We start from the raw sequence: 15,543 nt of genomic DNA on the forward strand, positions 1-15,543 counted from the left end.
AGTTTGCGTATATAAATAGTGAAGCGGCTTACTTGTTGAGGAGCGCCTTCTGGATAGCCTGTGCGTCGCCGACTGTGAGTCCGCCGCCGTTTACATCGGCATTAGCCTTGCCCTGTGCGGTAAGATAGTAGCCGCCGAATCTGCGCTCTTCGCCTTCATATAAGCTTATGCACTGAAATGGCTTGCCGCCGATAGTCTCAATGCTGAACTGAACTGTTCCCGATGAGGTCTTGCCACTGAGGTCGGTAAAAGTATAAGTGCCGTCCTTGTTTATAACGACTGTGCCGTAGTCTGTCGGTGTGATATTAACGGGTAAGTTGGTATCCGAGTTCTGGTATTTCCATTCGCCTGCAATATGCTCGATATCTGTGGTTTCAGCTGAAACTTCGGCTGCTACAGGAGTTGTTGCAGCTTCTGCTGCATAAGATGTGATTGCGGGAGCTGCTGAGAGCATAAGGCTGAGTGCAGCAATAACAGATACAAAATTTTTCATAATGATTTCCTCCGATATATAAATGTGATACTGCTGCACGAACTCCGTGTGTGCAGTTTTGTTTTTGATAGTTAAGTCCGCAGGGGACTGTGTTCTGTTGGTCGACCTTTCATAAAGAACAATCGGAGGAAAAATAACAGGTGTTACATCGGTTCAAAAAAATTTGGAATTTTTTCAAATCAGGGAATACAGGCAAAAAAGCCGCCCTGCAGGCGGCTCTGAATCATATGTTACAGTATTATCTCGACGGAAAATATGTTGTCGCTGAGCTGTGCGGTGACTGTCCAGCCAAGTCTGTCGCAGAGGAGCTTAACAACGTAGAGCCCAAGTCCCGAGCCGCCTGACGTCCTTGCGTCCATGCGGTAGAATGGCTCGAAAACTCTGCTTACATCTACATTTGAGCTGTCCGCGAGGGTGTTGCAGACGCGGAATGTGACCTGTTTATCATCGCGGTCAAGGTAAACGCTGAAGCTGTCCGAGGTGTATTTCTCGGCATTTGACATGAGATTGCTGAGTATTCTCATCAGGCAGTGCATATCCGAGCGCACGATGATACCGTCGGCAATATCAAATTCCGCGGCAATATTCCTCTCGGATATCCAGCCGTGCTGTTCAAGCACCGATTCCGTCAGGATATTGCTGAGATTGACCTCCTCGATACGGAGCTCCTCATTGCCGTTTTCGGTCTTGGTGACCTCGAAGAACTCGTCTGAGAGCTCTTTAAGGTACTTGTTTTTCTGCATGGCAACAGTAAGGTATTCCGCATTTTTCTCCGACAGCTCGCCGCTCTTTTCTATCATTTGCAAGTATCCAAGCGAAGCCGTCAGCGGCGTGCGGAAGTCGTGGGAGATACCCGAGATGACCGTGCCGAGCTGCTTCTTTTTCTGCTCGTACTCATTGGCAAGACTGCGCTGTATGTCGGTATGCTCGTTGACCTTAACTGCAAGTTCGACTAAATCTTTGTCAAAATTCGTTACCTTCACAGGCTGCCTGTAATCATCATCTTTGAGCTTTTCAAGTCCCCGTGAAAAACGGCGGATATTGCGTTTCAGCGAGATATATTTCCATAACAGGACACACAAAATGACAAGAAGGCACACGCAGATTGTTCCGAGCAGAATTTTCATAGCGTGTACCTCCTTTTTAGTTCATATTATTATACGTGACTGCCGATGGTAGTCCTTACGTACCACTTTTTCTTATATGATGTATAGGCGAGCCAGTACATCAGCGCCGCTTCGATGACAAAGCCGATGAGAGCCTTTATTATCAGGTCGCTGTCGAGCATACCGTTTGCCACAAGGGTGCATTCCGTTGACGGGAACCATTTGAATACCGAGATGATACCGCCTGTCATGTCGAAGACTTTGTCTTCATTGGTCGCCAGTCCCAGAACAGCAAATATGTTTTCGATCATCATACGGGCATATGGGACCATTGCTCCCGCGGGAGTTTTGATAGTCATTGTGATACCAATGACAGAGAACAGCATTCGCAGGAATACTATGTAAAACAGCCCTATAGCTGCAAGAGTTTTTTCAGTTGGCTCATATATCAGCATTACCGCACATACAGGGATAAAGTAAGCCACAGTAAGCAGGGATATATACACGATAAGCCTGTACCATATGAGCTTGTGAGAATTTGCGCCGTCCATTATCTCATACTGAGCTGTTCGGTCTGCGTAGTGCTTGCCTATCGCTGCGCCTGCTGCAATAGAGATTATGGCAGCCATCATTGGGAAGGTTGAAGCAACTGTCAGATAGTTAGGGTGGAAAAGATCCTGCATGAATGTGGCTGCCGCCAGCACCAATGCGCCAAGGCAGATAATGATATTGCCTAAGATGCTTCGTCCTCTTGTTATGCGGTAAAGCTCCGCTTTTATGTAATTACTCATGCCTGCCACCTACCTTTTCAAGATAATAGTCCTCAAGACTTCTTCCCGATTCGCACAGCTTTGTGATAACGCAGCCGTTATCGGTTATGGTCTTGGAGATACGCTCCACAGCGTCAAGCTGTTCGTATATCTCGATCTCGCCGCTGTGCATTACCTTGTAATTGCCTATGGAGAGCTTTTCTTCAAGTATAGCCGCAGTCTTTTCGATATTGTTTGTTCTGACGGATATGTGGCTTTTGCACTTGTCCTGAAGCTCCTCAAGGCTGAGGTTCTCTATAAGCTCTCCCTTGTTTATAATTGAGAAATCCGTGCAAAGCTCGGAAAGCTCGGATAGAAGATGACTTGATATGAGTATGGTCACGCCCTGCTCCTCTGCAAGCTTTTGCAGCAGATGTCTTACGTCAACTATGCCCTCGGGATCAAGACCATTTACGGGTTCATCCAGTACAAGGACCTCGGGCTTCGTCAGCAGAGCCATTGCAATGCCCAGTCTCTGGCGCATACCGAGCGAGAACTTCATGGCTTTCTTTTTGCCTGTATTGCCCAGCCCCACTATGTCAAGAAGCTCATTTATCCGCTTCTCGTCGGGATATCCCCTGATATAGCGGATATAACTGAGGTTCTCGTATGCGGTCATATTGTAGTTGACAATAGGAGCTTCTATCATAAAGCTCATACGTTTGCGGTGTGAGTCAAGGTCATTGCTGCCGTAGAATTGAAGCTCTCCTGATGTCTGGAATATAAGTCCTGCCAGTATCTTCATGATAGTGGTCTTGCCTGCACCGTTAGGACCGATAAGACCTGTGATACTGCCTTTTCTGACATCAAGGCTGAAATTTTTCACCACCTCCGCCTTTTTGAAGCGTTTGGTGATATTGTTCATGGTGATAACGCTATCTGCCATAGCGCCGCCCCCTTTCGTTTTTCTTTGAGCTTATTCTAACAGGCGAAGGTTAAGAAAAGGTTAAGCAAGTGGTAAAGAAAGTGTTAATTTATCAGCCGATAGCCCATTCCCCACACAGTCTCAATGTATTCGCTGCCGCTGTCCAGACTTTTCAGCTTTGAGCGGATATTGCTCATGTGGACCTTTACGGTATTGTCGTCGCTGAGGTAGTCCTCGCCCCATACGCTCTGAAAGATGTTGGCTTTAGACCAGAGCTTTGTGGGATTGCCGAGCATGAGCTCAAGTATTGCGAACTCCTTGCTTGTAAGGCTGAGAGTCTTTCCGCAGACCTCTGCTGTGCCTGCTGTCACGTCTATGGTCAGGTTCTTGAATGTGAGTATTCTGGATACGGACTGCTTATCGGAGTTCCTGTTATAACGGCGAAGTACCGCTTCGACGCGGACAAGGAGCTCGTCAAGGTCAAAGGGCTTTGTGATATAATCATCTGCTCCCATGCGTATCAGGTCTATTTTGGAGCTCGTCTCGCTTTTTGCTGATACCACGATAACAGGTATGTCTGAGAACTCACGTATCTTCTGCAATACCATGTCTCCGCTCTGAAAGGGGAGCATAAGGTCAAGTATCAGCAGGGAAAGGTCTGTATTTTCGCGGACTATCCGCACTGCGTCGAGACCGTTCAGCGCCGACAGCATTTCATAGCCCTGTGAGGAGAGATATTCGCAGATAAGGCGGTTTATCTCTTTGTCGTCCTCAGCTGTAAGTATCTTTTTCATGGCGTACCCCTCTCGAAAAAATCATTGTTATTTACTATTATAGCATAGGTCACAGTAAAGGTCAATCATATAACTTATTGGAGCAGAAGGAATTTGTTTAAATAAGTACTCGGAAAAGGTTACAAAACGTTTATAAAAGTTTAAAAATTATTATTGCTATTGACAAATGTTTGAATATATGCTAATATTATTGTAAATTGGAGAAATCGCATTAATCTATACGCACAGTAAACGCAACACTAACTATCGCTGTACAAAACAGCAGAAAGGAATGAAAACCATGAAGAAACTAATTTCACTCGTTGCAGCCATGAGTCTTATCGCTTCATCAACAGCACTCACAGCATTTGCCGATGATACGACTGATACTGCTCCAACAACCGAAGAACGCGTTGCTGACGGAATTGCAGTCTTCGAGCGCGAGCTTGAACACCGTAAGGAAGTCAAGGCCTTTTCACAGGAAGAAACTATCGAGCGCTGGAACGCCTACATTGCTGATTTCAATGAGCGCTACCTCAAGGAACTTGACGCAAATCAGTCTCTGAAGGAATACTTCCTTGAGTGCTGGGCTGAAATGTCCAGAAAGGAAAAAGAGGAAGAGGCAGCTGAAGCAGCAAAGAATAACGGTACAGAAGCTGAGCCTGCTGTAACTACAACTCAGGCATCGCAGGTCACAACAGTTACAACAACTACTACCTCACCATATGATGACTACAGAGGTCTTGAAGTAACACGTATGGACGGCAGCTTTATTTCTCCTGATGTCGTCAAGGCAGTCCGTGATGTAATGCCTCCCGACAGATTTGAAGAAATGGTCAGCAGTGGAAATTTCGCATTGTATTACATAGACGGAGCTATTATTGTTGTATCGGGAGTACCTTTCCAGGGCGGTGCAGTAGACGAAAGTGCTCAGTTCCAGCTTGAGCTTTATTACACAGAACCTTATAAGGTCGACTGGGATATTGATAAGCTGGAGTTTACAACACTTACAGGTCCGCTGAAAAACGTGATTTTGGTACAGAACGAGCGAAACCGTGAAATTGATTATATAGTCCATGAAATGACAGAAATGGGACTATGGAATGTTGAGCCTGAGGAGGTAATGATACCATATGATCCTGAAAAAGGACCTCAGGAGGTGCTTCCTTTATCCTCAAATCCTTCAATTGAAGAATTGAAGGCATGGCTGGATTCGCTTCCGCACCTTTTCTATGACCTGACTTCAGGCGATGACACTTACCATATTATCGATACTGATGAGCCTATATACGCAATAATCAATGAAAAAGGAAATGGCGAAACAGGCAACGATACACTGTTCCTTGATTATGACACTGATAAGGGTTCTCTGGAATTCCTGCGCATAGGCAAGGATCTGTTCATCAACGATATTGAGAATGAGGTCTATATCATTTGCAGCAAGTATTTCTCTGATCCTGCAAAGCGTATCGAGAATATCCGATTCAAGGACGGCTCTGTTATGACCTATGATGATGTCTGCTATATAACAAACTCGGTTGTAGGCACAGAGGAAGATGATACTATCGAGGGCTATCCCGAGACAAACTATATCTGGGGCATGGGCGGAAATGATAGCATTTACGGTAACAAGAGCGACGATTATCTGTTCGGCGGTGACGGTGACGATACTATCACACTTGCAGATAGCTGCTTCGGTATACTCTCTCCTGATTCAGGCAATAATTACGCTTATGGAATGGACGGCAATGATACTATAATACTCAGTGACGGCGACGACTTCATATGGGGCGGCAAGGGCGACGACGTTATCAAGAGCGGCGGCGGCAGCGATATCATTTACTACGAGCTGGGCGACGGTAACGACTATATCGACGACACAACAGGAAGATTCACTTACCCTTCAAGCGGAAAGGACGTTCTCTGGCTCGGAGAGGGTATCCTTCCCGAACAGGTACAGGTGTCTTTCTCAGATAACTATTACGAGTACAATCTCCATATCATGAGAACAGGAGATACTATTACAATCCCCGGAAATATGTATTCAGGCATTTCACCTGTATTCCCGATCGAGGAGATACACTTTGCTGACGGAACTACATGGGATCGTCTTGATCTCCTTGAGCGCACACGCTACCACTATGGTTCAAATGGCGATGATGTTCTTACAGCTGTAATAGACACTGACGCAGAATTCCGCAAGGATTACGTTCCTGATTCTATTCTTTTCGGTTTTGGAGGCAACGACGTGCTCACAGGCGCAAAGGGAAATGACATGATCTGGGGCGGCGAAGGTGACGACATCATGCGAGGCGGAAACGGCGACGACATATTCTTTTACGATCTCGGCGACGGAAATGACCTCATTGACCTTGGAAATCAAGGCGGCAATAATATACTTTTACTGGGCGAGGGCATCAATCCTGATGAAGTAACTATCGAGCGTTCAGTTGATAATTATACCTATATTCTCCACATTAACAAAACAGGCGAATCTGTTTCCATATCAGGTAATGTTATGGGATTCTTTGACTATAATCTGCCTATGAAGGCGATTTACTTTGATGATGGTACGGTCTGGGATCAGCAGTATTTGCAGGATAACTTTGTCAAGTATATTCGCGGTACTGACGGCGACGATACTATAAATGATACAGGCGATAATGATACCGTGTTCTGTGGCAGGGGAAATGACTATATCAAAGGCAGACAGGGTGATGACCGCTATATTTATAATTTAGGCGATGGTTGTGACACTATTAATGACAGCACTTTATGGGGCAACGGATATAACACCTTACAGTTTGGCAATGGTATATCTATAGATGACATCTATACCGAATCATCTGTTTACGATGGTCAGAAATATACCCGTTTCTATATCGGAGGCCTTGACAGCTATGTACAGGTCATCGGTATAAACGACGTGGAATTTGCAGACGGCAGCAAGCTGACTTTCGATGAATTCAAGAGCGCTGTAAAGCCTGCTTCAGACCTTGCCTGAGCAGACAGCAGTATAGCTCCGACTTTAATTGCAATGCTTATATAGAAGTTTTATGTTTATTTATCGGGTAAAACCTTTCTTCAGAAAGGTTTTACCCACAAATAACTATAAGCGTCTAATATGTATTTCAGTTATTGTCGGAGCTTTTGCGTATATGTGAAAAAATCTGATTTTTATCCACCTAAGCTTTATAAAATGGGTTTAACATTTTGTGCATATGTTGTATGATAAAAGTGTGTTACTTTTTTACTATACATAGGCTAAATCATGACATTAAAGGAGGAACTGACTATGAGAAAACTCAGAACGGTCAAGTCTGTGCTTGCAGGGATACTGTCGGGAGCTATGATGTTTTCTGCAGTTTCGGCAATGCCTGCCGTTACTAACGCACAGGAGCTTGACGCAAACGGATATTACTGCCACGATACATTTGAAAACGGCACGGACGACTGGGGAGGAAGAGGAAGCGCTTCTGTTTCTGTCGGCGGCACAGCCTATGCAGGCAGCAAGGCTCTTACAGTTTCTGACAGAGGCAGTGCATGGCACGGCGCTCAGAAAGCCCTTGACTCACAGACCTTCAAGGCAGGGGAGACATTCAGCTTCAGTGCGGCTGTTTCAGGCTCAGGCAATATGATGCTGTCTCTCCAGTACACAGACGCTTCGGGGAAAACAGCCTACGGACATATAGCAAACGGTCAGTCATCGGGTGATTATACAGTGCTTTCAAATACTGATTATCAGCTTCCCGAGGGCTCGGGATATATCCTTTATGTTGAGACCGAGGACGGCACAGCGAGCTTCTCCATTGACGAAGTCATCATTGCAAAGGCAGGAACACAGCCTGACGCTCCTCAGTCAGTTAATGTGATACAGGGCGACTTTAACGGCGACGAGAGAGTTGATATATTCGACCTTGTCCTTGCAAGAAAGTCTCTGGTCAGCTATACGTCGGGGTCAGCCACAGATACAGTTATGACGGTGGCAGACATTGACTGCGACGGCGAATTTGCTGTAAACGATATAGTTATGCTGTCAAAGTTCATTCTCGGAAAGGTGAGAGAGTTCCCTGAGCCGATAGTAACGACAACAACTACAACAGCTCCGCCTGTGACCACGACTACCACGAGCAATGCCGATCCAAGCGCTTACATGGCAAGCATACGTGACAAGATAACAGTAAATGTTCCGCAGAATGTGCTGAAAAATGCAGAGGGCAAGATAGAGCATATCACATACTTCTCAAAGAAGGCGAACCGCAATAAGGGCGCAAACGTTTGGCTCCCGCCAGGATATGACAGCAGTAAAAAGTACCCTGTATTCTATGTAAATCATGGCTACGGCGGCGACGAGTCCTCAATGATGAACGGTATGGGCGTTCGTGAGATAGCTACCAACCTCATCAAGAGCGGCGAAGCAGAGCCTATGATAATCGTATTCACAAACCAGTATACAGACCCGAACCACGAGAAGCAGACAGGCAATGGTCAGGCAGACGTTCCGGGATACGATAATTTCGTAGAGGATATGCCCGACAGCCTTATGCCTTATATCGAATCCCACTACCCTGTAAAGACAGGACGCGAGAATACCGCAGTGGCAGGCTTCTCAATGGGCGGCAGAGAATCACTCTACATCGGCATGAAGTGCTGCGACAAGGTGGGTTACATCGGCGGCGGAGCTCCTGCCCCGGGTATCTTCCCGACAAGAGACCAGTTCATGACGCACCCGGGTGTTATGAGCAAGGACGATATGCGCATTGATCCGCCGTATTCACCGTATATTCTGATGATAGCAGGCGGAACCAACGACACTATGGTAAACGACTTCCCGAAGCAGTACAGCGACCTGTTCACACAGCACGGCACAGAGAATATCTATATCTCGGTACCGGGCGGCGGTCACGACAGCAATACTGTAATTCCGCTTATGTATAACTTCATAAGATTCATATTCAAGGCATGATAAATGCAAAAATCTGCCCCGAAGCGTTAATGAAGCGCTTCGGGGCATTGTATTTTTTATTTGGATATTCAATTATATTTCAGCTCAACTAAAGCCCAGTCATCTGTGGTTATCTCATATTTGTTTCCGCAGTACGGGCAGGTTTTATTTTTCGTTGCGTCAAAACTTGCACCACAAGACGGGCACGCGATTTTTGTCATGGAAAAGTTGAAATCCACAGGGATATCAGTGCAGCGTTTTAATGTTGCACTAAAAACCTGTTTTTTGAAAAATACTTTGTCGTTACTCGCATAAAGCACATCAAAATATGCTTTTGTCTCAACCGTTACGAAACTGCCCTCTTCATGGATACTTTTACAGCCTAACGCACCGCCATAATTCATATCTATGATATCCTTCATCTTAGGCTCAAGTTTTCCACCTTTATAAAACAAAAGCTCATTCTCGTTCTCGGAAAATACAGCTGTTTTTATAAGTGACAAAGTCTTGCTCGTAAAATACTCATAAGAAAACTCAGGACTGATTTTTTTCATTCTTGTTTCAAATTTTCTTCGTGAACCCGCAGTCCCCATTTTCCCCGCAGAAGAGATAACTCTTACTATCATTTTCATAAACAGAAAATAAGCATACAGAAAATAGGCTAAAAAAATACTTAATATGGTAAATCCTATATAATAGCCCGCTCCCTTGCTGAATATAATGCCAAGGATATACACGGCGATAAGCATGATGATAAAAGAAGTGAGGTATCCCGATAAGAATTCCTTTTTTGTCATTCCGAAAGTATCTATAAAATAATAGGACGTGACCTTTGGGAAAAGGTCGTCCATCTGAAACCTTGTTCCACAGTAGGAACAGCCGTTTTGAAGACCTGCAACAGTGGATACAGCACCGCAGTTCGGACAGCAATACGTATCGTTATCAGGGTGGATACCGTTGACTACATCTGTTATTGTTTCGTATAAAACGCTCTTGCGGTCATCTTTATACTTTATCCTGCCGTTTTGCTTAACTTTACGTTTTATTCCGCTTTGATTAAAGCAGACGGTGCTTTCATAGTGAGCGTCTTTCCAGCTGCTTCCTGCGATGAATTTGTTCTTATTATCGTCTCTTGAATAGATGTCATAGGATATTTCCAGTCCTTTTTTGGAAAGCCTGTCATGCTGGAGCTTGAGTATATATGTAATATCATTATCTGCAAATGGTATGCTTTTTCCTTGGCATACAGCCGCTCCGAGTGATGCTCTGAAATCATTTAATTTGCGTTCAAAAACACCTGAAACTTCTTTGATATTAAAAAAATTGTACCCCATATAAATATCTCCCTATCATTAAATTGTTGATTGACCTGATATACCCCAATTTATATTGCTAATATAATATCATTTTTCTGCATGGTTGTTAATAGAAAAACGCCATAGCACTTCTGACCGTAAATCAGAAATACTATGGCGAAAACTTATATATCAGCACTGTTATTTGCAGAAAGTTCCCTTTTACATCGCAGTCAACGGTTTATCTCTCTGCAACAGCGAAAATAGTTCCGTTGCTGTCGGTGAAGATGTCAACGTCAGGACCGTCGTGGGTGAAGGCTTCACGGTAGGTGAATTTCAGCCAGTTGTTGTCCTTTACGTAATCATCGGTGATATGCTCATAATTCTCGGGCAGCTTGTCTGTGCGCTCCCAGAGCGTATAAAATGCGCGTTCTCTGTGGATAACGTCCGTGATATAATCAGAAGCGGCATTGCTGGCTTTATCAAAGTCTATACCCATATTTGACGAGATATACGCTCCGCCTGCGTTTGAGAATACAGTATCGAGTGCGTAATAATCAAGAGAGCTGTTGTATTCATCACCTGCGACCTCACCGTTTGTGACCTTCCAGCTTCCGTCGCTGAGCTTCTCAAAATCAAGCTGTATGGACTCAGCCTTGACGGGTACGGTCTGACCGCCTATATCGGCGTTGTAAACCTTGTATATTCTTTCCCATGTAAAGGAATCGTCTGTAGCATAGAGAGCCTTGTCGCAGATTATCTCACCTCTGTCGGCTTCATTGACAGGCATAGCTGTAACGATGTGCTGTGTTGAGTAGATACCGCCGTTGTATCCGATTATGTCCAGATAACGGGTAGGCTGATGAATGACAGAGTCTACAGCGCAGTCGCTGACGTCAAAGCCTAAGCCGAACTCGCGCTCGGGCTCATATATGTACTGACTGTAGTAGTCTTTCAGCTCGTTGATATCATTGGAGCGAGGTTCTTTTACCTTGTAATATGTGGCAAGGTAATAAAGGGAATCGCCCTCTCGTCTCATACCGAAGTCATCACCGAGGCTCTCATCGTATTCACCCCAGTAGCGCCAGAACTGTATCGGCTCTGCGCTGTAATCTGTGTTGGTATCCGAGCTTAAAGCGGCTGCTTCAAAGTATACGTTCACGTTATCCTCAAAGAGCTTTTTCATCTCCTCGTTGGATAATGGGGCTGATACAGCGGTATCTGCTGTTTCGGCAGCTGTCTCTGTGGCTGCTTCTGTAACAGCTTCTGCTTCGGTCTGTTCCTCAGCCTGTGCGGCTAAATGATTTGAACTGCTCATCTTAGGCAGCATATAGGCAGCTGCGACTACACCTCCTGCCATAACAGCAACGGCAGCGGCACTGCTGAAGAATCTTTGCCATATAGGACGGCGGTAGGGCTCGACTCCCTCCACTTTCACAGTGTATTCGTTATTGTTGTCATTGGTTTCGTTTAGCTTTCTTTCATTCATGTTAAATACCTTCTTTCAAAAAAATCAGCGGAAAGCCTTTGAGTTTATCTTCGTGATATATCGGCTTTCATAAATACTAATCGAACAGAATGCTCCAAGTGTTACACTCTCTGCATTTTTTTATTAAGACAGTATCTGCACGGGCTTTACATGACATAAAAATGCTTCCCGAAAAGGGAAGCATTTTGCTTATAATCAATTATTCATGCTTGTGGCTATACCGCATCTTCTGTGGACCTCGTCGGTAAGGGCGTCAAAGTATATCTGCGGCTCTGCCTTGTTATATGCGGTTTTGTATTCCTCCCATGTTTTTTCGAAGTCATCGCTCATGACCATAAGAGGCATATACTTATGCTTCAGGTCGCTTAGCATACTTGATACCTTGCCGTACTCAGTCTCCTTTGTTGCCGAGCTCTCAAAGGACCACATAGGATACCATGGAGGGTTTTCCGACGGAGTATTAAGGAAATCGCTGTATGTCTGCTTGCCGTAGGCGTCAAAGCACGTCTGTATAGCAGGAGCAAGGTGGTCATGGAAGATATTTGGCTGATTGCCAGGAGCATAGGCGTTCTTGCCGTCAGGAGCCATACCGCCGAAATGTGGCATATAACTGTATTCACATTTGTGCTTCAGCGAATAGGCTGTGTCGTTCCAGTTCTTGTACTGCTCCTCAGTCTGGTCAAAATAGCCGTCCTTATTGACGAAATAGTCTGTTCCCTCAATGCCCCAGTAACGGAGGTTCAGTATCTCGGGTTCGATAAGTTTGCTCATGAATTCGACTGCGCCGTCGGGATTTGAGCAGCTTATGCTTACGCCAACTCCCGTTGAAGCGTTGAAAGCAGGGTTGTCACGATAGTGCTCTGTGAGAGTACCGTCGATAGTAAGCCCGAAGGGGATATATGTACATTCGGCAGGGAGCTTACGCTCTGTGCTTCCGAAATTCCAGTGCTGGTCTACCATTCCCAGAACTCTTCCTGTTGCAAGCTTGTCGTAATAATCAGCGGTCTCCATAAAGAAGCAGTCATGGTCAATTATGCCCTTATGGTATTCCTCGTTGAGCTTGCTGAACCACTTTTTTGCTGTAGGGAGCAGGTTGTAGTCCTTTGCTTCGAGAGTATCGGGATCAACGAAGCAGCAGCCGTCGTTGGGATGACCGTCAAGGAACATAGGCGGATTGTCCAGAGCAAACATACGGACTTCTGTCGCCTGTATCTCATAGCCTATATATGGCTCGCCGTTTTCGTCAACAGGATTGGCGGCAATATAAGCTTCGATAAGGTCGAAATAGTCGTCAAGGGTTTTCAGCTGCGGGTAATTCGCCCATTCAAGCACCCTGACCTGTATCCAGAAGGCTTCACCGTCGTGGACGTTGCCCGTGACCTGCTTGTTGACTGCGGAAAACAGCGGTATATAGTAGATATGACCGTCCTCGGCACGAAGCGTCTCCCATTCAGCGTCTGAATACAATGATTTCAGATTGGGATACTTGTCCCAGTAATTATCAAGGGGGATAAAGGCTCCTTCCTTGATAAGGCGCTGACAGTTCGGACCGTCAGGTGACATGAAATCGGGATATTTTCTTGATATCATCATGTCGCTGAATATCTTGTCGACGTCTGCCTGATCCTTCATCCATTCTTCATAGAGGATATAGCCTGTTTTTTCGGCTATGATATTTCTGATCTCATTATCTTCGTCAAGAGTTGTGTCGTTACGCGCACAGTAGAGTCCTGTGAATTTCTGTATCTCATGCTTTTTTTCCTTGTTTTTTCCAAGGGAACAGCCTGTGGAAGAGAATAAAACCGTACCTGCGAGCAATGCTGAGAGTGCTTGGATTTTTGTCATGATACCGCCTCCTTTCGATAGCTTTTTGTAAGGATAGTATGCTAAAAAACTAAACATATACTATACATATATTATATCATATTATTGCCCTCCTCGTCAATTTGCGACAATAAAAGTTGATACAAAATTAACACTTTTGCAACATTTGTACACAGAGGAGGCGGCTGAGCTTTTGCGTATATTTTCAGAATGACAGATAATTATTCCCTGCCAAAAGGACTGCGGCGTCTTGCTGTTTATAGTTTAATGACGGAAAAAATCAAAATATGGCAATTATTGGATTGACAATCTGCAATTGCTGTGATATAATACTGAATGACTTTAAGTATATAAGTGCTTGGAATCGACAAAATGTATATTTATTTTTGAAAAGCCTGAAAACTTCTGTAAAGAACGCAATATAACTCAAGCCTGTAATTCCTTCTTGTTTTTTTATTTGATGCAGCTACGGTGAAAAAACTTCCGCAATATTTGTACTATTTATGTTTTGTTGCGTTTATCAGTGGTCGATAAGGCTTTGCTCAATATGCCATTTATGAAAAATAAGGAGGACGTAATAATGAAAAAACACCTTGGTTTTAAGAAAACAACAGCATTTTTAATGTCAATGGCTCTTATGGCAGGCGCTGTGCCTGTTAATGCAGGATGCTTCTTCAGCGTAAACAGCGGTATCACTGCCAATGCGGCAGCAGAAAAAAAGGCGCCCGCAGTAGGCACATTCTACAGAGCAGGTGATACTATCGCTGTAACAGGCGATACATGGTTTGTTGTCGATGATGATCCTAATTCGGGCTATCCGTCGGCAAAGGTGAGCAGCGATGTTACAATAACCGCATTTGAAAGCTCCGACGCCGATAATCAGTATATATGGAAAACAGGCGACACCATGTTTACAGAAGTGCATAACGGTTTTTATATAACACGCAAGGATAAGACTGTTACTCCCGAGGGCTTCTATATAACAGGCGGTAAGGGCACAGAAAGCGAGCCATTTGTTATCGGACTCTCTGTTCCGAAGTTCAGCGGCAAAAACATCACTCTTAATGACGGTATCGGCATGAATTTCATAGTCGGCGAAGTTAATGAAGAGAACGCTGACAGCTTTAAGGTGAAATTATCGGGCGACTGCGATGAGGCAGGCAATACTCTCCATAGTCTTGAGCTCAAAACAATAAACGGCAAGGAAGTTTACTGCGTGACAGCTAATGTTGCCGCAAACAAGATGAACAGCAAGATAACTGCCGAGCTTTATTACGGCGAGGGCAAAAAAGCTGTTGATACTCTTGCTTTTTCAGTAAATGATTATCTTGACGCTGTTGGTACTTCGGAAAATACAAAGCTTGCCGCCCTTGTAAAGGCTACAAGACAGTACGGCAAGGTATCAGAGGCATATTTCAGCAACGGAACTCTGCCTGAGGTAAAGGATCACTCAAAGGATATCCTCGAAGCAAAGACCGTTTTCGGCGAGTATTCCTTCAATAAGTATCAGCCTATGTTCGATTCAAGCGAAGCTTTAATGTCACTTGTCCTTAACTCAAAGCTGGCTGTTCGTCTGTATACAGCTAAGTATGAGGAGTCAGGCCACGATGTTGCTGCATATGATATGTGGACATTTGATGAGAACAATAAGCTTGTGATCTCACCATTTGCTGAAACCTATGCATTTAAAGGCGCAAACGGAAAGGTCTGTTTTGAAGTTCCGGGCATCACACCTACACAGCTCGGCACTACATTCAATGTAAATTATCAGGGTACTGATTACTTATTCTCGCCTATGGCATGGTCTTACCGTGTTCTGAGCAAGAAAGACGCTGCTAAAAAGGACGTCGCAATGGCTAATGCTCTTTACGAGTATTTTATCGCAGCGACAGATTACGCTGAATAAAGAATATACTGACAACACAAACAGGCAGCACGTTTATG

At 44.7% G+C, this 15,543-nt stretch carries 11 protein-coding genes; 3 read left to right on the forward strand and 8 right to left on the reverse strand.

Annotated features, from left to right (window positions below):
* Positions 1-28 precede the first annotated feature (28 nt).
* The 5 genes from BT105_RS11600 to BT105_RS11620 form a co-directional block, all read right to left on the reverse strand.
* Positions 29-493 (reverse strand): hypothetical protein, encoded by a 465-nt coding sequence (locus BT105_RS11600; RefSeq protein WP_072300889.1) that lies wholly within the window; start codon positions 491-493, stop codon positions 29-31.
* 230 nt (positions 494-723) lie between these two features.
* Positions 724-1,620: a sensor histidine kinase gene (locus tag BT105_RS11605; protein ID WP_072300890.1), complete on the reverse strand. Its 897-nt coding sequence runs from the start codon at positions 1,618-1,620 to the stop codon at positions 724-726.
* A 29-nt stretch (positions 1,621-1,649) separates the two neighbouring features.
* The gene (locus BT105_RS11610; RefSeq protein WP_072300891.1) at positions 1,650-2,390 is read right to left on the reverse strand and encodes a hypothetical protein; all 741 of its coding nucleotides are present in this window, start codon (positions 2,388-2,390) and stop codon (positions 1,650-1,652) included.
* Positions 2,383-3,294, reverse strand: coding sequence for an ABC transporter ATP-binding protein (locus BT105_RS11615; protein ID WP_072300892.1), 912 nt, complete (start codon positions 3,292-3,294; stop codon positions 2,383-2,385). The genes BT105_RS11610 and BT105_RS11615 overlap by 8 nt, the downstream gene beginning before the upstream one ends.
* 83 nt (positions 3,295-3,377) lie before the next feature.
* On the reverse strand, positions 3,378-4,067 hold the full coding sequence (locus BT105_RS11620; protein WP_072300893.1) for a response regulator transcription factor: 690 nt from the start codon (positions 4,065-4,067) through the stop codon (positions 3,378-3,380).
* A 280-nt stretch (positions 4,068-4,347) separates the two neighbouring features.
* Between BT105_RS11620 and BT105_RS11625 the strand changes: the two genes are divergently transcribed.
* Both BT105_RS11625 and BT105_RS11630 read left to right on the forward strand, forming a co-directional pair.
* Entirely contained in the window at positions 4,348-7,050 is a 2,703-nt protein-coding gene (locus BT105_RS11625) for a calcium-binding protein (RefSeq protein WP_072300894.1), read from the forward strand.
* 291 nt (positions 7,051-7,341) lie between these two features.
* Positions 7,342-9,012, forward strand: a complete 1,671-nt coding sequence (locus BT105_RS11630) for a carbohydrate binding domain-containing protein (RefSeq protein ID WP_072300895.1) — start codon at positions 7,342-7,344, stop codon at positions 9,010-9,012.
* A 68-nt stretch (positions 9,013-9,080) separates the two neighbouring features.
* Here the strand turns inward: BT105_RS11630 and BT105_RS11635 are convergent, their stop codons facing one another.
* The 3 genes from BT105_RS11635 to BT105_RS11645 all read right to left on the reverse strand — a co-directional run bounded on the left by BT105_RS11635 (position 9,081) and on the right by BT105_RS11645 (position 13,620).
* Positions 9,081-10,325, reverse strand: coding sequence for a hypothetical protein (locus BT105_RS11635; RefSeq protein ID WP_072300896.1), 1,245 nt, complete (start codon positions 10,323-10,325; stop codon positions 9,081-9,083).
* A 202-nt stretch (positions 10,326-10,527) separates the two neighbouring features.
* Positions 10,528-11,775 (reverse strand): hypothetical protein, encoded by a 1,248-nt coding sequence (locus BT105_RS11640; protein ID WP_072300897.1) that lies wholly within the window; start codon positions 11,773-11,775, stop codon positions 10,528-10,530.
* A 195-nt stretch (positions 11,776-11,970) separates the two neighbouring features.
* Positions 11,971-13,620 (reverse strand): type 2 periplasmic-binding domain-containing protein, encoded by a 1,650-nt coding sequence (locus BT105_RS11645; RefSeq protein WP_072300898.1) that lies wholly within the window; start codon positions 13,618-13,620, stop codon positions 11,971-11,973.
* Positions 13,621-14,179: 559 nt separating this feature from the next.
* On the opposite strand from BT105_RS11645, the gene BT105_RS11650 reads away from it, so the two are divergent.
* A complete protein-coding gene (locus tag BT105_RS11650; RefSeq protein WP_072300899.1) occupies positions 14,180-15,505 on the forward strand; it encodes a hypothetical protein in 1,326 nt (441 codons plus the stop codon).
* Positions 15,506-15,543 lie beyond the last annotated feature (38 nt).

Source organism: Ruminococcus flavefaciens (genome assembly GCF_900119075.1).
In the GTDB taxonomy this organism is placed as follows: domain Bacteria; phylum Bacillota; class Clostridia; order Oscillospirales; family Ruminococcaceae; genus Ruminococcus; species Ruminococcus flavefaciens_Q.